The sequence below is a fragment of the Pseudoxanthobacter soli DSM 19599 genome, from assembly GCF_900148505.1.
Classification (GTDB): Bacteria; Pseudomonadota; Alphaproteobacteria; order Rhizobiales; family Segnochrobactraceae; genus Pseudoxanthobacter; species Pseudoxanthobacter soli.
In genome coordinates this window covers 425,984-444,562 of record NZ_FRXO01000005.1, presented here as the reverse complement: position 1 = coordinate 444,562, position 18,579 = coordinate 425,984, and the positions used below count along the sequence as shown (strand labels likewise).

The following is an 18,579-nucleotide window of genomic DNA, read 5'->3' as shown; positions in this document are numbered from 1 at the left end:
GCGCCGCCCGATCGGGCATCCGCATCGCGGGACTGGAAGCTCTCGCCGCACGGGCCGAACCACCCGCACGGAAACCTGCGTCGCCCGGCGAACGCCGCCACCGGGCTAGACCGATCGTCAGACCTTCTCGACCTGGCCGTATTCCAGCTCGACCGGCGTCGGCCGGCCGAAGATCGACACCGCGACCTTGAGACGGGCGCGCTCCTCGTCGACCTCTTCCACGTGGCCGCTGAAGGAAGCGAACGGCCCGTCGGAGACCCGCACCTGCTCGCCGACCTCGAACGACACGGTCGGCTTCGGACGCTCCACGCCCTCCTGCACCTGCTGCAGGATGCGCATCGCCTCCGCGTCCGGGATCGGCATCGGACGGTTGTCCGTACCGAGGAACCCGGTGACCTTCGGCGTGTTCTTGATCAGGTGATAGGCCTGATCGGTCATGTCCATCTTCACCAGCACGTAGCCGGGGAAGAACTTGCGCTCGGTGTCGACCTTGCGACCGCGGCGCACCTCCACGACCTTCTCGGTCGGGACGAGGATCTCGTCGAAAAGCTCTTCGAGCCCGTTCTGGGCCGCCTTTTCGCGGATCGACTCGGCGACCTTCTTCTCGAAATTCGAATAGGCGTGGACGATGTACCAGCGCTTGGCCATTGCGTATCCCTCCGTTCGCAGCGGCGTCAGCGCACCAGGCTGAGCAGATAGCTCACGCCCCAGCTCATCGCCTGATCGGCGGCCAGAAAGAAGACAGCGGCGGCCGCCACCATGATGAACACCATGACGGTGGTGATCAGCGTCTCGCGCCTGGTCGGCCACGTGACTTTCGCCGCCTCCGCACGAACCTGCTGGAGGAACACCAACGGATTGGATTTCGCCATAAATTCGGTCTGCCTGACTTACCCGGCCTTAACAGCCCGGCCTCGATAATGACGCCGCCGGGTCGCCCCCAAGCCTGTCCTGCCCGTCACGGCGCGCGAATCGAATCACACGCCAAATTCCGAACACGACAGAGAGGCGAGCGGAATGAACCGCTCGCCCCAATGGAGCGACCTCATTAATCTTCTCTCACGCAATCCGCAAGGGCCTTCGCGAGTCGTGCGTTAATAACGGAGGTTGCCGCCAACCGCAAGTCCGGCAGGCCTTCCGTCCGTGTCGATGTCGAAGCCCGGTCCAAGAAAGCCCCTTCTGAAGACAATCCCTTGCAAACCCCGTCCCGTGCATCCGCCTGACAACCGCGCGACATGCGGCGCGCGGACGGAACGACGCTGATATGGGGAGGCAAGGCCGCGATGTCAAAGGGGAAGCTGCGCGCGAGGCCCGGCGCCTTCGGCTGGCCTGGGCTTTCCGGCCGGATGCGGCTTGGCCGGTCCGGCGGAATGGCAGGGGCGGAGGGACTCGAACCCACGACCTGCGGTTTTGGAGACCGCTGCTCTACCAACTGAGCTACACCCCTAGGCTCCACCCCGAAGCAGCGCTCGCGGTGCGGAACGGCCGCTTCTTACACCATGATTCCGGCGCGCACTAGAGCCTTGTCCGGCGCACGGCATGGCGATCCGGGGAAAAGTCCGGCCGCGCGGGCCGTCGCGGTTCCCCGCCCGGCGCGACCGGGGCGTCGCCCCCGGTCGCGCCAGACGGAAAGGTCCCGTCCGCCGAAGCCGCTTAAAGCGCGGCGATGACCGGCCAGACCTCGAGCGTGCCGCGATAGATCATCTCGATGGCGACGTAGAGAATCACGGCGAGGCCGATATAGGCGATCCAGTGGAAGCGCTGGAGCAGGCGGGCAATGAAGCTCGCGGCGAGGCCCATGAGCGCGATCGACAGCACGAGACCGCTCACCAGCACCCAGGGATGCTCGCGCGCCGCGCCGGCGACCGCGAGCACGTTGTCGAGCGACATCGAGACGTCGGCGATCACGATCTGCCAGGCCGCCTGGGCGAAGGTCTTGCGCGGCGCGCCGCCCGCGATGGTGCCGTCGGCATTGAGGTCGGCATCGGCCAGCGCCTCGACCGCCCCCTCCTCCTCCCGGTGGCTGACGCGCAGCTCGCGCCACATCTTCCAGCACACCCAGAGCAGCAGGATGCCGCCGGCGAGCAGCAGGCCGACGATGCCGAGCAGATAGGTGGTGACGCTGGCGAAGGCGATGCGCAGCACCGTCGCGGCGATGACGCCGACGAAGATGACCTTGTTGCGCTGTTCCTTGGGAAGGCCCGCCGCGGCAAGCCCGATGACGATGGCGTTGTCGCCGGCAAGCACGAGGTCGATCAGCACCACCTGGAAGAAGGCGGTCATGGCTTCGACGCTGAAGATTTCGGTCATGGGAACCCTTTCATCGCGAACGCTGAAAGAGCAGCCACGCACCTTCCCGGACGTGACGCGCGGTTCCGGCGGAACGACGGGCAACCGCGAAAGCAACAGGCAGAGAATCGTCGAACGGGAAGACGAAGGCGGGGCCGCTCCGATGTCTCCCAGTCCGACATCACAGTTCGGGTGAACTGCCAGAGGGGCCCGGCCTGGTCGGTCACTTCTTAGTCAAGTTCGCGCTTCGGGGAAACACGTTTTTCGGCGCAGTCCGCCGGCATTCAACCCGTGAAGCGGCGCGGCCCCGGCGGGCCGCGCCGGCGCGGCATCACGCGGGAACGGGCTCCCGCCGCGGTTCGCCGCGGATCATCAGCGCCAGGATGGCGGCGAGGATGCCGGTCATGCCGGCGATGACGAACGCCTCCAGATAGTCGCCGGTCAGGGTCCGCATGTAGCCGCCGAAGAACGCCGCGCTCGCCGCGCCGACCTGATGGCCGGCGACGACCCAGCCGAACACCACCGGCGCATCGCGCTCGCCGAACGCGGCTGTGGTGAGCCTGAGCGTCGGCGGCACGGTCGCGATCCAGTCGAGACCGTAGAAAACCGCGAACACCGACAGGCTGACGAACGAGAAGTCGGTGAACGGCAGATAGATCAGCGAAATGCCACGCAGGCCGTAATAGAGGAACAAGAGCTTGCGCGCGTCGAAGCGGTCTGTCAGCCAGCCGGACAGCGTGGTGCCGGCGAGATCGAACACGCCCATCAGCGCCAGCAGCCCGGCCGCCTGCACCTCGACGATGCCGCGGTCGGCGCACATCGCGATGAGGTGGGTGCCGACGAGCCCGTTGGTGGTGAATCCGCAGATGAAGAAGGTTGCGAACAGGTACCAGAACGTCCGCCGCTGGACGGCGCGGCCGAGCACGCCGAACGTGGCCGCGAACAGGTTGACCGCCGGCGCGGTCGCGGCGGGCGCCGCGTCCGGGGCCATGCCGTAGGGCCGCAGGCCGATATCGGACGGCCGCTCGGGCACGAGCAGGAGCACCAGCGGCACCAGCAGCGCGGCACCGGCGGCGACCGCGAGCGCGACCGGCTGCCAGCCGCCGGTCTGGGCGAGCCAGGCCAGCACCGGCAGGAACAGAAGCGTGCCGGTCGCCGTCGACGCGGTGAGGATGCCCATCATCAGGCCGCGGTTGGTGGAGAACCACCGATTGACCACCGTGGCGCCAAGCACCACCGCGACGCAGCCCGAGCCGAGCCCGGAGAGCACCCCCCAGGTGGCGACGAGGTGCCAGGGCTCGCTCATGTAGGTCGAGGCATATGTCGAGGCCGACATCAGCACGAGTGCGAGCACCAGCACCCGCTTGATGCCGAAGCGCTGCATCAGCGCCGCCGCGAACGGCCCGACGAGCCCGTAGAGGAAGATGCCGATGGCAGCCGACAGCGAGACGAGATCGCGGCTCCAGCCGAAGGCCTGTTCCAGCGGGATCAGCATCACGCTCGGCGCCGAGCGCAGGCCCGCCGACGCCAGCAGGCAGAGGAACACCACACCCGCGACGACGAAGGCATAGTTCTGGCCGAACGGCCTTTTGCGCGCTATATGCATGTGACTGACCGGTACGTTGCTTTGTTCCCCTATACGTACCGATCGGTAACATTGCAAGCGGAATAACACCGCAAGCGGACGACGGGGACCGGCACGGCTTCGTGCCGCCCGGCATCGAACCCGACGGGACGACGGACAGGACGACGGACATGGCGACGGACTCACCCAGCGGCCGACCGGGCGATGTGGGGCAGCCGGCGACAGGCGGCGAGCCGCGCCGGGCGAGCGACCGCATCCGCGCGACGGCGCGCGATCTGTTCTATCGCGAGGGCATCCGCGCGGTGGGCGTTGAAGAGATCGTGACGCGCGCCGGTGTGACGAAGCCGAGCCTCTATCGCAGCTTCGCCTCCAAGGACGCGCTCGCGGCGGCCTATCTGACGGATTACGACGCCGAATATTGGGGGCGGTTCGACGCCGCGGTCGCCGCCCATCCCGGCGATCCGCGCGCCCAGATACGGGCGTTCTTCTCCGGGACCGGCACACGCGCCTGCGTCGACGGCTACCGCGGCTGCGGGCTGACCAATGCCGCGGTCGAATATCCCGATCCGGACCATCCGGCCCGGCTGGTCTCCCAGGAGAACAAGCGGGAACTGCGCCGGCGGCTGACCGAAATGGCGGCCGCCATGGGGGCCGACGATCCGGCTCTGCTCGGCGACGGCCTGCTGCTGCTGCTGGAAGGGACCTACACCTCCGGCCAGTTGTTCGGCGTGGGCGGGCCGGGCGGCTCGCTCGCCGCGGTCGCCGACCGGCTGATCGAGGCGAGCCTCAAGGCGCCGAAGGCGACGGACCGGAGCGGGACGGCCGACCGGAATCCGGTGGACGGATCGGACTGAGGCCGACCGGACTATCGCGAATTGGCCGGCTTCAGCTCGTCCAGGGTGATCGAGATCACGTCGCCGCCGAAGCCGAGCATCAGGCCCTTGCGCTTCGCCTTCAGCTTCAGCGTCACGCCCTTGTCGTTCTTCAGGGTGAGGTCGCCGCCGCCGAACACGCCGAACGCGAATCCGGTGCGCACCTGGACGTAGTTGCCCGGGAAATCCGCCAGGCTCTTGAGGCCGTAGACATAGCCCTTCGCGTTGGTTTCCGCCGCGCCGAGACCGCCGACCCCGACGCCGCCGATCGAGAACGGCACCGCCTGACCCTGGAAATTCAGCACGCCCTGGCCGCCGCCGGCGCTGGCGATGTACCCCGCCTGGAACTGTTCGAGCGAGATGGTGCCGACGGGCGGCTTGCCGTCGAGGGTGTTGTTCTCGGCCGCGGCGGCAGCACCGGAAACGGCGGCGCCCGCGAGGAAGGCGATGGTGGCGGCGGCGAGCACGCCGCGCCGCGTCGGTGCGGTCCACCCCTGTGCGATGTTCATTGCGTCCCCTCCCCCAAGATCCGAATCGCGGCCCGCCGCGTCCATATTGACCGGCTAGAGCGCTTTCCGATCTGATGGAATCATCAGATCGATAAGAAATCGCTCCAGATTCAAAAGCTTGAGCATATCCTTGTCGTTCAGATCGGTTCGATCTGAACGGGATATGCTCTAGAGCGCTTTCCGGCAGCGCGCCATGCAAATTTCTGCCGGTATCGGCCGGTCACGAAAAAGGGCGGCCCCAGAGGGACCGCCCTTCGTTCGCTCGCGCGGGAAGACGGCGCGTGCCGTCCCCGATCAGTTCCGGGACTTGTCGACCAGGGCCTTCGCCTTGATCCACGGCATCATGTCGCGCAGGCGGGCGCCGACTTCCTCGATCGGGTGGGCGTTGGCCTTCGCGCGGGTGGCCTTGAACGAGGTCTGGTGAACCTTGTTCTCCAGCATCCAGTCGCGGGTGAACTTGCCGGACTGGATGTCGTTCAGCACCCGCTTCATCTCCGCCTTGGTCTCGGCCGTGATGATGCGCGGACCGGTGACGTACTCGCCGTACTCGGCGGTGTTGGAGATCGAGTAGTTCATGTTGGCGATGCCGCCCTCATAGATGAGGTCGACGATCAGCTTCACTTCGTGCAGGCACTCGAAATAGGCCATCTCGGGGGCGTAGCCCGCCTCGACCAGGGTCTCGAAGCCGGCGCGGATCAGCTCCACGAGGCCGCCGCACAGCACCACCTGCTCGCCGAACAGGTCGGTCTCGCACTCTTCCTTGAAGGTGGTCTCGATGATGCCGGCGCGGCCGCCGCCGATGGCCGACGCATAGGACAGGCCGATATCGTGGGCGTTGCCGGTATAGTCCTGGGCGATCGCGATCAGGCAGGGCACGCCGCCGCCGCGCTGGTATTCGCCGCGCACCGTGTGGCCGGGGCCCTTCGGCGCCACCATCAGCACGTCGATGTCCTTGCGGGGCTCGATCAGGTTGAAGTGGACGTTGAGGCCGTGCGCGAACAGGAGGGCGGCGCCTTCCTTGAGGTTGTCGTGCAGGCTCTCGCGGTAGATGTCGGCCTGGAGCTCGTCGGGGGTGAGCATCATCACCACGTCGGCCCACTTGGCGGCCTCGGCGGGAGACATCACCGGCAGGCCGGCGGCCTCGGCCTTCTTGGCGGTGGGGGAACCCGGACGCAGCGCGACCGCGACTTCCTTGACGCCGGAATCCTTCAGGTTCAGCGCATGGGCATGGCCCTGGCTGCCGTAGCCGACGATGGCAACCTTCTTGCCCTTGATCAGATTGAGGTCGGCATCCCGGTCGTAATAAACGCGCATCTCGTGTTCTTCCTTTTCAAGCGTTCCGGTGGTCGGCTGTTGTGTCGGCTGTCGTCTTGCGCATGACCGTCCCGAGGCCGGCGGCCGGGTCGGGATCACGCAGGTTCGGCAGAAGGGGCGGAGCCGCTGACGCAAGCTCCATAAACACCGGCGCCGCGCCGAACAAGACCGAAGCCGGGGAGAAATGCGGGCGCCCCGGCCGGGACGCCCGAAGCGGCGGGATCAGAGACCCTCGGAACCGCGGCTGATGGCGGCGACGCCGGTGCGCGCCACCTCGACGATGCCGAGCGGCTGCAGCAGCTCGATGAACTGCTCGATCTTCTCCGGCTTGCCGGTCAGCTCGAACACGAAGCTCTCCAGCGTGGTGTCGACCACGCGGGCGCGGAAGGCCTCCGCGACCAGAAGCGCCTCGCGGCGATCCTCGCCGCGGCCGCGCACCTTGATCAGCGCCAGCTCGCGCTCGATCGGCGAGCCGGAGACGGTGAGGTCGGCGACGCGGTGCACCGGCACCAGGCGGTCGAGCTGGCTCTTGATCTGCTCGATCACCATCGGCGATCCGGTGGTGACGATGGTGATGCGGGAGACCTGCTTGTCGTGCTGGGTCTCCGACACCGTGAGCGAATCGATGTTGTAGCCGCGGCCCGAGAACAGGCCGATGACCCGGGCAAGCACGCCCGGCTCGTTGTCGACCAGGATCGAAAGGGTGTGCTTCTCTGAAATCTCGGGTGCGCGCATGGTGTTGGGATCGATCTTCATGAACATGGGAGTTTCCCGCCTCTGGCATTTGCCCGCTGGCCGGAGGATGTCCTCCGGCTGACAGGCGCTCCGACCGGGCGTTCCGCCGATCCTCAGACCAGCATCTTGCCTTCTTCGTCGATCACGTCCTCCAGCTCGTCGTCGGTGAAGTCGTCGCCGAGCAGGATTTCGTTGTGCGCCTTGCCCGACGGGATCATCGGGAAGCAGTTGGCGAGGTTGGCCACGCGGCAGTCGAACAGCACCGGCGCCTTCACCGAGATCATCTCGCGGATGGCATCGTCGAGCTCGTCGGGCTTCTCGACCCGCATCCCCACGCCGCCGAACGCCTCCGCCATCTTGACGAAGTCGGGCATCGCCTCGGTGTAGGAGTGCGACAGGCGGTTGCCGTGCAGCAGCTGCTGCCACTGGCGCACCATGCCCATGTACTGGTTGTTGAGGATGAAGATCTTGATCGGCAACCCGTACTGGATGGCCGACGACATCTCCTGCATCGTCATCTGCACCGAGGCGTCGCCGGCGATGTCGATGACGAGGCTGTCGGGGTGGGCCATCTGCGCGCCGAGCGCCGCCGGCAGGCCGTAGCCCATGGTGCCGAGGCCGCCGGAGGTCATCCAGCGGTTCGGCTCCTCGAACTTGAAGAACTGCGCCGCCCACATCTGGTGCTGGCCGACTTCCGTCGTGATGTAGACGTCCTTGTCCTTCGTCAGCTCATAGAGCCGCTCGATGGCGTATTGCGGCATGATGACGTCGCGACGGCGCTTGTAGGCGAGCGACTTCTTCGCCCGCCAGCCCTCGATCTGCTTCCACCACGCCGCGAGCTTGGCCGGATCGTTGCGCTCGCCCGAGGCGCGCCACAGCCGCACCATGTCCTCCAGAACGTGGGCGACGTCGCCGATGATCGGCAGGTCGATCTTGACCGTCTTGTTGATGGACGACGGATCGATGTCGACGTGGATCTTGGTGGACCCCGGCGAGAACGCATCGAGGCGCCCGGTGATGCGGTCGTCGAACCGCGCCCCGATATTGATCATCAGGTCGCAGTCGTGCATCGCGAGGTTGGCCTCGTAGGTGCCGTGCATCCCGAGCATGCCGAGCCACTTCGGATCGGAGGCCGGGAACGCGCCGAGCCCCATCAGCGTCGAGGTGATCGGGAAGCCGGTCAGCTCGACCAGCTCGCGCAGGAGCTGGCTCGCCGCCTTGCCGGAATTGATGACGCCGCCGCCGGTATAGAACACCGGGCGCTCGGCCTTCGCCATCAGCTCGACCGCCTGGCGGATCGCGTCGATGTCGCCCTTCAGGCGCGGCCGGTAGGTCTTGTGGACGACGTTCTGCGGGCCGGTATAGACGCCGCGGGTGAACTGGATGTCCTTCGGAATGTCGACGACGACCGGGCCCGGCCGGCCCGTCGTGGCGACATAGAACGCCTCGTGCAGGATGCGCGGCAGGTCCTCGATGCGCTTCACCAGCCAGTTGTGCTTGGTGCACGGCCGGGTGATGCCGACGGTGTCGCATTCCTGGAAGGCGTCGTTGCCGATCAGGTGCGTCGCGACCTGCCCGCTGATGCAGACGATCGGGATGGAATCGAGCAGCGCGTCGGCGAGCGGCGTGACCGCGTTGGTCGCGCCGGGGCCGGAGGTGACGAGCATGACGCCGACCTTGCCGGTGGAGCGGGCATAGCCTTCGGCGGCATGGCCCGCGCCCTGCTCGTGGCGCACGAGAACGTGGCGAACCTTGTCCTGCTGGAAGATCTCGTCGTAGATCGGCAGCACCGCGCCGCCCGGATATCCGAAGATGGTGTCGACGCCATGGTCGACCATCGCCTGGATAACCATCTCGGCGCCCGTCATCTCGCGCTTCATCGTCTCGCCTCCGGCTTCCCGCGCCTCGCTTGCGCGGGCGTCCTGTCGGTTTCGATCACTCGCTGTCGAGTGGTGCGATCCGAACCCGATCGTTTTCGAAGTTGTTGCCTTGAAGCGGTCTGCGCGCCCTGCCCGGCCGGGATGTTCCGAAGGCCGGGCAACAAAAAAGGGGCTCTCAAGAGCCCCTCGCGCGCGCCGACCGATCCGGATGACCATCAGGCCATCCCGGCAGCGCGCTCCCAAAGTACGATAAGGCCCAGACCGACCATCGGCCGCAACTCCTTCGTTTCGGGCCGGACCATAGGCGGGCGGCCGGATCGGGTCAAGGCCTTCGATGGCATTCTTTCGCAATTTGCTCCGCAGCTTCACTTATGTTGCGCGGATCGACCCTTTCCCAGTCCGCCATCCGGTTGCGGAACCAGGTTTCCTGCCGTTTGGCATAGCGGCGGCTGTCGATCACCGAACGGCTCTCGGCCTCCTCCAGCGAGAGGTCGCCGCGAATGTGGGCGACGAGCGGGGCGACGCCGATGGCGCGTGCCGCCGGCATGGCGGGATCGAGTGCCAGCGCGTCGAACGCCGCCGCCTCCGCCACCGCGCCGGCGTCCACCATCGCCGCGAAACGCTCAGCGATGCGCCGGTGCAGCCACGCGCGCTCGGGCGCGATCACGATTCTGCGCGTCGCCCCGGACGCGAGCGGGGCAACCGGCGCGATCGCCTGCCAGTCCGCCAGCGAGCGGCCGGTGCCCTCGATCACCTCCAGCGCGCGCACGAGGCGTTGTGTGTCGCTCGGCGCCAGCCGGCCGGCCATCTCCGGGTCTCGCCGCGCCAGTTCGCCGTGCAGCGCGGCGGCATCGAGCACCGCCGATTGGCGCCGCCAGTGCTCGCGCACGTCCTCCGGGATCGCCGGAACCGGCGAGAGCCCGCGGGTCAGCGCCTCGAAATAGAGCCCCGTGCCGCCGACGACGATGGCCGGAACGCCGGCCGCCGCCGCCTCGTCGATAACGGCGAGGCAGTCCTCCACCCACCGCGCCGCCGAATAGGGCTCGGCCGCGCCGACATGGCCGTAGAGGCGATGCGGCGCGGCCGCTTCGTCCGCCTCGGATGGGCGCGCGGTCAGGATGCGAAGCTCGCGATAGACCTGCATGGCGTCGGCATTGACGACGAGGCCGCCGGTCGCGCGCGCCAGCGCCAGGGCGAACGCCGACTTGCCGCTCGCGGTCGGCCCGGCTATCAGGATCGCCGAGCGGCCCGCGCGGTCCCCGCCGCGTCCGACGGCGCCGTCCGGTCCGGCCGCCATCACCGGAGTTCCCTCATGACGTCCCTCTCTCCCGTGTCCGGCGCTGCGTCCGCGACCGCCGATCTCGTCGCGACGCTGGTCGCCTCGCCCGAGCGGCAGGCCGTCGACGGCGGCGCCATCGCGCGCGCGGCGAGCGTGCTGCCGTCTTTTGAGACGGCCGTGCTCGCCCCCGGCATCGCCGCCGACCTCGCGTTCCCGGCCCCGGCCGCCGAGGCGAAGGGGTTCGAGGATGCGATCCGCGAGGCGCTCGCGGGCGAGCCGATCGACGTCTTCGTGCAGCCCCGGGCGGGCCGGCGCAAGCGCCTTGTGGTGGCGGACATGGATTCCACCCTGATCGGTCAGGAGTGCATCGACGAGCTCGCCGCCGAACTCGGGCTCAAGGACCACGTCGCCGCGATCACCGAACGGGCGATGCGCGGCGAACTCGCGTTCGAGCCGGCGCTGCGCGAGCGCGTCGGCCTGCTCGCCGGGCTCGATGCCGGCGTCACCGAAAAGGTCTGGCGCGAGCGCATCACGCTCACCCCCGGCGCGAAGGCGCTTATCGCCACCATGCGCGCCAACGGTGCCTATGCCGCGCTCGTCTCCGGCGGCTTCACCGTGTTCACGGAAAAGGTCGCGGCCGTGCTCGGCTTCGACGAGCACAACGCCAACCTCCTCCTCGTCGAGGGCGGCCGGCTGACCGGCACGGTCGGCGAGCCCATCCTCGGCCGCGACGCCAAACTCGCCCGGCTCGAGGCGCTGATCGCGGAGAAGGGCCTGACCGCCGCCGATGCCATCGCGGTCGGCGATGGCGCCAACGACCTCGCCATGATCCGGGCCGCCGGGCTCGGCGTCGCCTTCCATGCCAAGCCGGCGGTGGCGGCCGAGGCGGACGCGCGCATCGATCACGGCGACCTCACCGCCCTGCTCTATTTCCAGGGCTACCGTCAGGACGAATTCGTCGGCGGCTGATCGGGCGCCCGCCGGTCCGGGCCTCACCGCACCCGGCACCACTGGAATGGAACCGCGCGCGTGCCGACATGGGCGACGCGCCGGGTGCAGGCGGCGGGATCGAACGGGAAGCCCGCCGCGGCCGTGAAGCTTGCGCCGAGGGCGGCGAGCGCCCGGTCTTCCGTCGCCGGATCGCGCGCGAGCGCCGCCGGCAGCGCGAGCGCGCAGCCGCCGCCGGGCCGGCTCACGACATCGACCCGCACGCCGAACCCCTTGAGCTTTTCGACGAGGCCGCACGCCGCGGCGCTTTCGGCGAGGCCGCTCGCCGCGAACAGGCTCTGGTAGCGCGCCATGTCCTCGGCTCGGCCGTCGCGGCTCGCCGCGACCACCGCGAACACCGGGCCGCCCCGTTCATCCGCGATGGCGCGCGCCCGCTCGAAATAGGCCGTCGACGCCGGAAACGCCGTCGCAAGGCCGATGGCGGCGACCTGCCGGGGCAGTTCCGCCGCGAGGAAGCCGTAAGGCTCCTCCCGGCCGGCGATCAGCACCGTGGTGCGTTCCGGCTCGGCGAGCGCCGGCAGGTCGGCCCGGATCGCCTCGCGCGCCCAGCCGGCATGGCCCCATCCGGTGACACCGCCGCCGAGCACCACGAGCGCGTTGAACGCCAGCACCCACGCGGCCACCCGGTCGGCGCGCGCCGGCGGCAGCACGCGCCGCAGCAGCAGGAACACGGCGAGCGGGGCCAGCAGTTCGATCGGCACCAGATAGCGTCCGATACTGAACATCAGCATCCAGACCACGTAGCCGATGCCGACGAAGCCGAGCACCAGCGCCTCGCGCCCGTCGAGCCCGATCGCGGGCCGGGCGTGTTCGACGCGAACCGGCGCGGCGGAGGCGCCGGGCGCGGGCTTGAGCCGGCGGAACACGGATGACGCCGCCCACCACACGAACAGCACATAGAGCACCGCCCAGACGATCTGATGCACGGTGATCTGGCCGATGCGCCGCGGGTCGAGCGTGGTGATGAACGGCCACATGAGCCGCTCCACCGTGCCGTTGGGGCGCCAGAGATTGTCGACGACACCGACATCGGCCGTGAGCGGGCTCGGAAACAGGCTGCTGAACTGCGGATAGAGCGGATTGCCGAACTGGCGCCACAGCGTCAGGAACCACCAGCCCGAGGTCAGCGCGATGCCGGCGAGCACCCCGAGCCCGAACAGGAACGCGAATCTCAGTCGCGCGACCGGGTGGACCGGCACGATCAGGAACGTCGCGCAGAGCGCGACCGAATAGACGGCATTGGTAAGCTTGAGGCCCGTGGCCGCCCCCGAGAGCACGCCGGCCGCGAGGAGGATCGCCGCGGCGGCGGGCGAGCCCGCGAGCGAGCCGCGCTCCGCATCGGCCTTCAGCCGCGGCCACCGGGTGGCGACCAGGGCGAGCGCGCCGAGCACGGCGAGCGCCGTGGTGTCGTCGCCCATGGTGGTGCCGAGTTCCGACAGGAACTGTGGCGTCAGCACGCCCGCCAGGGCGAGGAGAAGCGCCACCCGGTTGCGGCGCGGTGCGGGCAGGCCGGTCAGCACCGCCCGCGCGACGGCGAGCAGCACCACGAAATCGAGGCCGTTCAGAACGCCGAACGCGAACCCGGCGACCGGCGCGGGGAACTGCCGGTTCGCCCAATAATACGGCAGGTCGATCAGCGGGTTGAAATAGGTCTGCAACCCCGCCGGCGCGAGATCGGTGGCGAGCTTGCCCTCGAAGAACGCGAAGGCGTTGTACCAGTGATAATTGCGCAGGTCCCAGTTCGCGTCCTGCCCGAGGGCGAGCGCGACGAGCCCGGCGGCGAGCGGCACCATGAGGTACGCCCACAGCGTCGCACGGGGATGTTCGAGCAGGGCGGCGAGACGGCCGAGGCGCGACGTGGCCGCCGCGCGGCCGCCCGCCGTGCCCGCCTGCCGTCCGTGCTTGACCGCCTGTCCCATCGCCGCGTCTGTCAGCTCTTGAAGACCAGCCACTTGGCGGTGGCGAAGTTCACGGCCATGCCGGCGACCGCGCCGACCGCGACGCCGATCAGCGGCAGCAGGTTGGACGGCGGCAGCAGCACGACGGTCGCGCTATAGGCCGCATAGTTGACGGCGCCGCCGCCGATCATCGCCACGAAATAGTGCAGGAACTCGCGCCAGACCGGAATGTCGGTGCGGGCCTGGAAGGTGAAGCGGCGGTTGAACTGCCAGGTCACCCAGACCGCGAACACGAACGACACCGCCCGCCCGCCGAAATAGCCGAGCCCGAGGGCGATCATCAGGTAGAGCATGCCGGCATCGGCCACGAAGCCGATCGCGCCGCCCACCGCGAAACGAAGGAATTGGGTGTTCACCGTTGCCGTCCGGTTCCGCCGCCTCGGTCGGCGGCTTCGGGATGGCTGCATTTGCGACGGGGAGGCCGGCGAGAGCAAGGCCGAAAACACGGGCCATGCGCCATGGAACCGCTCGGCCGGTGTTCGGACACCCGGCGAACCGCGCCGCGCGGGGCCCGGAAGCCGTGTCGGGCCGAAAACGGCAACGGCCGGGCTGGAGACCCGGCCGTGAGAAAGTCCGTCCGGCGGTCAGCACCGCCGGAGCACCGCTCGCCCGATCAGTCGTCGGTGCGGATCGCGGTGAAGCGCAGGTCGCCCGAGGCGTTCGACAGCAGCAAAAGCACGGTCTTGCGGCCGTCCTTCTTGGCCTTGTCGTACTTGGTGACGACGTCGGCCGGGCTCGTCACCTGCTCCTGCGCCACCTCGACGATCACGTCGCCGGGCTGGATGCGCTTCTCGGCGGCGTTGCTCGCCGGATCGACTTCGGTGACGAGCACGCCCTTCACCGAATCGCCCAGCTTGAACTTGTCCTTCAGCTCCGGCGTGATCGCCGACAGCGTCAGGCCGGCGACCTGGTCGGTGACGGGCTTCACCGTGTCGGCACCGCCGTCTTCCTGGTCCGCGGCGGCCTCGGCCTTCTCGTCGAGGCGTTCCAGCGTGATCTTCAGGGTCTCTTCCTTGCCCTTTCGGATCACGACCACGTCGACGGCCTTGCCGACCTCGGTGTCGGCGACCATGCGCGGCAGGTCGCTCATCTTCGGCACCGGCCGGCCGTCGAAGGTGATGATGACGTCGCCCGGCTCGATGCCGCCCTTCGCGGCGGGGCCGTTGTCGGTGACGCCCGCGACGAGCGCGCCCTTGGCCGACGGCAGGCCGAGACCCTCGGCGATGTCGTCCGTCACCTCCTGGATGCGCACGCCGATCCAGCCGCGCCGGGTCTCACCGAACTGCCGCAGCTGGTTGATGACGTGGCTCGCCGTCGAGGACGGGATGGCGAAGCCGATGCCGATGGAGCCGCCGGAGGGCGAGATGATGGCGGTGTTGATGCCGATCACCTTGCCGTCCATGTCGAACAGCGGTCCGCCCGAGTTGCCGCGGTTGATGGCGGCGTCGGTCTGGATGAAGTCGTCGTAGGGACCCGCGTTGATGTTGCGGTTGCGGGCCGAGACGATGCCGAGCGTGACGGTGCCGCCGAGGCCGAACGGGTTGCCGATGGCCATCACCCAGTCGCCGACGCGGATCTTGTTGGAATCGCCAAGCTCGACCGCCTTGAGCGGCTTGGTCGGCTTCACCTTCAGCACCGCAAGGTCGGTCTTCTTGTCACGGCCGAGCACCTCGGCCTTGAGCTTGGAGCCGTCCGAGAAGTTGACCGTGATCTCGTCGGCGCCATCGATGACGTGGTTGTTGGTCACGATGATACCGGACGGATCGATCACGAAGCCGGAACCGAGCGACTGGACGCGCTGCGGGCGGTCGGAGCCCTTGCCCTGGCGGTCCATGAACTGGTCGAAGAAGTCCTGGAACGGCGAGCCCTCGGGGAGCTTCGGGATCGGCACCTGGCTCGGCGCTTCCACCTTCTGCGAGGTGGAGACGTTGACCACCGCGTCGAGCAGTCCCTCCGCGAGGTCGGCGACCGATGCCGGGCCGGCCGCGACCGCCGGACCGGGCAGCCCGACCGCGCCGAACGCGAGCGCGGCGGCGAGCCCGCAGGCGGCACCGGCCGCGGCGAGACGCCGGCCCGCCGGACGACGGCCCGGCCGGACGCCGGTGACGGAAGGGGATGTCCTGAATAGCATGCTGGGGTCTCCCGTTCGGGCGCAGCCGATTGGTTCTGGAGCGCCCCCTCCGGTGGACTGACCCGGACCGGACATGAGCCGCTCGAGAGAATTGAGCCGGAGCGGATCCCGCTCCGAGACGCACGGATTCGAAACCTGCAGGGCAAGGCCTGCCCGAGGGCAAGACCTGCACGGCAAGACCTGCACGGCAAGTCCTGCACGGCAGGACCCGCAAGGCAAGAACGACCTACAGGGCAAGAACGCGGCGATTGCGGGGCGGTCCGGCCGACGGTCGCGACGAAATCCCTCACGATGCGGAGAGGCCGTCGCGGCGCTCGAACTTCACCGCGCGCGAAGCGGGCACCGCCGCGCACGGACGGTGCGTCGATGGTGCATCAACCGCGCATCGATCGCGCTTTTGGGCAACCGCCTCAGTGGCGGATGAGCCAGACCAGCGCCACACCGATGGCCAGCGCCACCAGCCCGCCGATGCGCAAGACGCCGTCGGGTGTTCCGACGGCGTGCTGCATCATGCGCTTGAGCACCCCGGGTGCCGCTGCGTAGAGCGTGCCCTCGATGGCGAGGACAAGTCCGAGCGCGACGACGAGGTCGTTCATTCCTGCGCCGCCGGCGCCGGGCCGGAGGCGGGTGCAGGCGCAAGGCCCGGTGTGGCCGGGCGGACCCCGTTACCCGCTGGATTGTCGAAGAAGCGGAAGAACTCCGACGACGGCGACAGCACCAGCCGGGTCTCGCCGGACTTCAGCGAGTCCTCGTAGGCCTGCATCGAGCGGAAGAACGCGAAGAACGACGGGTCCTTGCTGAACGCCTCGGCGAAGATGGCGCTGCGCTGGGCGTCGCCCTGACCGCGGGTTTCCTCGCCCGTCCGGTTGGCGTCGGCGATGATGACGGTCGCCTGGCGGTCGGCCTGGGCACGGATGCGGCGGGCCGCTTCCTCGCCCTGGGCGCGGATTTCCGTCGCCTCGCGCTCGCGCTCGGTCTGCATCCGGCGGAAGATCGCCTGGGAGTTCGCCTCCGGCAGGTCGGCGCGGCGGATGCGGACGTCGACCACCGAGACGCCAAGCCCCTGGGCGCGGCGCTCGACTTCCTGGCGGATGCGCTCCATCAGCTCGGGACGGCTGTCGCGCACCACGGCCTGGAAGGTCGCATCGGCGAGCACCGAGCGGATCGACGACTGCACGAAGGTCGAGAGCCGACGGTTGCCCTCCGGGATGCTGTTCACCGTCTGGTAGAAAAGAACCGGATTTTCAATGCGATAGCGCGCGAACGCATCGACGACGAGGCGCTTCTGGTCCGAGGCGATGGCTTCGAGTTCCGGCAGTTCCAGGTCGAGCACGCGCTTGTCGAGGAACACGACGTTCTGGATGAACGGGATCTTGAAGTAGAGCCCCGGCTGGGTGACCGCGCGGCGCACTTCACCGAACTGGAGGACGATCGCCTGATCGGTGGGATAGACCACGTAGGCCGACGAGTAGCCGAGCACCGCGAGAACGGCGGCGACGACGAGACCGATGATGCCGCCCCTCATTTCACCGCTCCCGACAGGTCCTGGCCCGAGAAAGTCTGACCGGACAGCGGCGACTGGCTCGAAGACTGGCCGGAGGTGGCCGCGCGCGGCTGCGCCGCCGGGCGGCTCTGCAGACGGTCGAGAGGCAGGTAGGGAACGACGCCGGGTCCGCCGGCCTTGTCGTCGATGATGATCTTGTCGCTCGAGCCAAGCACCTTCTGCATCGTCTCCAGGTAGAGGCGTTCGCGGGTGATGTCCGGCGCCTTCGAATATTCGGCCAGGATCGAGAGGAAGCGCGAGGTCTGGCCCTGGGCTTCCGCCACGGAGCGGTCGCGGTAGCCGTTGGCGCTTTCGACGATCTGGGAGGCCTCGCCGCGCGCCTCGGGGATAACCCGGTTGGCGTAGGCCTGGGCTTCGTTCTGGACGCGCTCCTGGTCGGCGCGGGCGGCCTGCACGTCGCGGAAGGCGTCGATGACCTGCTGCGGCGGGTCGACCTTCAGCATCTGCACCTGATTGATCTCGATGCCCGACTTGTAGCTGTCGAGAATGTGCTGCATCAGCGACTGGACCTGAACCTGCACCTGCTCGCGCTGGTCGGTCAGCACGCGCTGGATGTTGGTGCGGCCCACCACCTCGCGCATCGCACTTTCGGAAACGGCCTTCACGGTCGCCTCGGGATTCTGGATGTTGAACAGGTAGTCGGGCGCGTTGCTGATGCGCCAGAGCACCTTGAAGTCGACGTCGACGATGTTCTCGTCGGCGGTCAGCATCAGGCTTTCCTCCGGCACGTCGACGCCGCTCGACGGCCCGCCGCGGACGGCCTCGATCTCGCGCAGGCCGACGGTGGTCTCGCGGATGCGCAGCACGTCGGGCGTCTCGACCGAGCCGACCGGATAGGGCCAGTTATAGTTGAGGCCCGGCTGGGTCATGCCGATATAGCGGCCGAACACCATCTCGACGCCGACCTCGCCCTGTTCGACGCGGTAGAAGCCGGTCGCGAGCCACAGCACCGCGACCGCCACGCCGGCGACCAGCACCGTGCGCCAGCCGAGGCCGCCACCGCCGCCGCCCGGCAGAACCTGCTTCAGGCGATCCTGGCTGCGCCGCAGGAGTTCCTCGAGATCGGGGGGGCCGCCGCTCGGTCCGCGCTGGGGACCATTGCCCCAAGGGCCGCCGTTATTGCCGCCGCTGCCCCATGGCCCGCCGCCCTTCCAGCCGCCGCCGCCACCGCTCTGATTGCTCCAGGGCATCCTTGCTCCTCGGTTCCGGTTCCGCCGCCGACCGGCAGAGCCGTCAGCATCTTAAGTCGTCAGCGACCTGCGTCGCCAGAATTCCACATTCGGCATGATTCCACGCCTTGTCCGGCCGTGGTCTTGTGCTCGCCTGCCCGGGTTATAGGGGCTTCCCCCCGGCCTTTCAACGAACGCCCGCCCGGGCATCGCGCACCGTCCGGTCAACACTTCGTAGGCGGGCGCCGCCGATCCGGCGCAACAACAGGTGGGTGGCCGAGCGCCC

17 protein-coding genes and 1 tRNA gene are annotated in these 18,579 nt (G+C 68.7%); 2 read left to right on the top strand and 16 right to left on the bottom strand.

The genetic code is table 11. The features are described 5' to 3' along the window. Nucleotides 1-117: 117 nt before the first annotated feature. The 5 genes from nusG to BUF17_RS14765 all read right to left on the bottom strand — a co-directional run bounded on the left by nusG (nucleotide 118) and on the right by BUF17_RS14765 (nucleotide 3,895). Complete coding sequence (nusG, locus tag BUF17_RS14785; protein ID WP_073629957.1) at nucleotides 118-648, bottom strand: transcription termination/antitermination protein NusG; 531 nt, start codon at nucleotides 646-648, stop codon at nucleotides 118-120. 26 nt (nucleotides 649-674) lie between these two features. Continuing rightward, on the bottom strand, nucleotides 675-872 hold the full coding sequence (gene secE, locus BUF17_RS14780; protein ID WP_073629956.1) for a preprotein translocase subunit SecE: 198 nt from the start codon (nucleotides 870-872) through the stop codon (nucleotides 675-677). 499 nt (nucleotides 873-1,371) lie between these two features. Then, a tRNA-Trp gene (locus tag BUF17_RS14775) sits at nucleotides 1,372-1,447 on the bottom strand. A 206-nt stretch (nucleotides 1,448-1,653) separates the two neighbouring features. Then, the gene (locus BUF17_RS14770; protein WP_073629954.1) at nucleotides 1,654-2,310 is read right to left on the bottom strand and encodes a TerC family protein; all 657 of its coding nucleotides are present in this window, start codon (nucleotides 2,308-2,310) and stop codon (nucleotides 1,654-1,656) included. Between the two features lie 310 nt (nucleotides 2,311-2,620). Further along, the gene (locus BUF17_RS14765; protein ID WP_073629952.1) at nucleotides 2,621-3,895 is read right to left on the bottom strand and encodes an MFS transporter; all 1,275 of its coding nucleotides are present in this window, start codon (nucleotides 3,893-3,895) and stop codon (nucleotides 2,621-2,623) included. A 149-nt stretch (nucleotides 3,896-4,044) separates the two neighbouring features. On the opposite strand from BUF17_RS14765, the gene BUF17_RS14760 reads away from it, so the two are divergent. Further along, on the top strand, nucleotides 4,045-4,728 hold the full coding sequence (locus BUF17_RS14760) for a TetR/AcrR family transcriptional regulator (protein WP_084564697.1): 684 nt from the start codon (nucleotides 4,045-4,047) through the stop codon (nucleotides 4,726-4,728). 11 nt (nucleotides 4,729-4,739) lie between these two features. Here the strand turns inward: BUF17_RS14760 and BUF17_RS14755 are convergent, their stop codons facing one another. From BUF17_RS14755 to miaA, 5 genes are all read right to left on the bottom strand, one after another. Beyond that, nucleotides 4,740-5,255 (bottom strand): hypothetical protein, encoded by a 516-nt coding sequence (locus BUF17_RS14755; protein WP_073629950.1) that lies wholly within the window; start codon nucleotides 5,253-5,255, stop codon nucleotides 4,740-4,742. Nucleotides 5,256-5,549: 294 nt separating this feature from the next. After that, a complete protein-coding gene (ilvC, locus tag BUF17_RS14750; RefSeq protein ID WP_073629948.1) occupies nucleotides 5,550-6,569 on the bottom strand; it encodes a ketol-acid reductoisomerase in 1,020 nt (339 codons plus the stop codon). A 222-nt stretch (nucleotides 6,570-6,791) separates the two neighbouring features. Next, nucleotides 6,792-7,331: an acetolactate synthase small subunit gene (ilvN, locus tag BUF17_RS14745; RefSeq protein ID WP_073629946.1), complete on the bottom strand. Its 540-nt coding sequence runs from the start codon at nucleotides 7,329-7,331 to the stop codon at nucleotides 6,792-6,794. A gap of 86 nt (nucleotides 7,332-7,417) precedes the next feature. Further along, complete coding sequence (locus BUF17_RS14740) at nucleotides 7,418-9,184, bottom strand: acetolactate synthase 3 large subunit (RefSeq protein ID WP_073629944.1); 1,767 nt, start codon at nucleotides 9,182-9,184, stop codon at nucleotides 7,418-7,420. Between the two features lie 322 nt (nucleotides 9,185-9,506). Beyond that, the gene (miaA, locus tag BUF17_RS14735) at nucleotides 9,507-10,481 is read right to left on the bottom strand and encodes a tRNA (adenosine(37)-N6)-dimethylallyltransferase MiaA (protein WP_073629942.1); all 975 of its coding nucleotides are present in this window, start codon (nucleotides 10,479-10,481) and stop codon (nucleotides 9,507-9,509) included. Between the two features lie 15 nt (nucleotides 10,482-10,496). Here miaA and serB point away from each other — a divergent pair, with 15 nt between their 5' ends. Beyond that, nucleotides 10,497-11,432, top strand: coding sequence for a phosphoserine phosphatase SerB (serB, locus tag BUF17_RS14730; protein ID WP_073629940.1), 936 nt, complete (start codon nucleotides 10,497-10,499; stop codon nucleotides 11,430-11,432). 23 nt (nucleotides 11,433-11,455) lie between these two features. On the opposite strand, the gene BUF17_RS14725 is transcribed toward serB, so the two are convergent. From BUF17_RS14725 to hflK, 6 genes are all read right to left on the bottom strand, one after another. After that, entirely contained in the window at nucleotides 11,456-13,390 is a 1,935-nt protein-coding gene (locus BUF17_RS14725; RefSeq protein ID WP_084564695.1) for a hypothetical protein, read from the bottom strand. A gap of 11 nt (nucleotides 13,391-13,401) precedes the next feature. Next, nucleotides 13,402-13,785 carry a GtrA family protein gene (locus BUF17_RS14720; RefSeq protein ID WP_139282543.1) on the bottom strand — a complete coding sequence of 128 codons (384 nt, stop codon included), beginning with the start codon at nucleotides 13,783-13,785 and terminating at the stop codon, nucleotides 13,402-13,404. Between the two features lie 257 nt (nucleotides 13,786-14,042). Continuing rightward, nucleotides 14,043-15,560, bottom strand: coding sequence for a DegQ family serine endoprotease (locus BUF17_RS14715; protein WP_084564693.1), 1,518 nt, complete (start codon nucleotides 15,558-15,560; stop codon nucleotides 14,043-14,045). 410 nt (nucleotides 15,561-15,970) lie between these two features. Next, nucleotides 15,971-16,156 carry a DUF2065 domain-containing protein gene (locus BUF17_RS14710; RefSeq protein WP_073629938.1) on the bottom strand — a complete coding sequence of 62 codons (186 nt, stop codon included), beginning with the start codon at nucleotides 16,154-16,156 and terminating at the stop codon, nucleotides 15,971-15,973. Then, nucleotides 16,153-17,085 carry a protease modulator HflC gene (hflC, locus tag BUF17_RS14705; RefSeq protein WP_073629936.1) on the bottom strand — a complete coding sequence of 311 codons (933 nt, stop codon included), beginning with the start codon at nucleotides 17,083-17,085 and terminating at the stop codon, nucleotides 16,153-16,155. The genes BUF17_RS14710 and hflC overlap by 4 nt, the downstream gene beginning before the upstream one ends. Continuing rightward, nucleotides 17,082-18,314 carry an FtsH protease activity modulator HflK gene (gene hflK, locus BUF17_RS14700; protein ID WP_073629933.1) on the bottom strand — a complete coding sequence of 411 codons (1,233 nt, stop codon included), beginning with the start codon at nucleotides 18,312-18,314 and terminating at the stop codon, nucleotides 17,082-17,084. Before hflK ends, hflC begins: the two co-directional genes overlap by 4 nt. Nucleotides 18,315-18,579 lie beyond the last annotated feature (265 nt).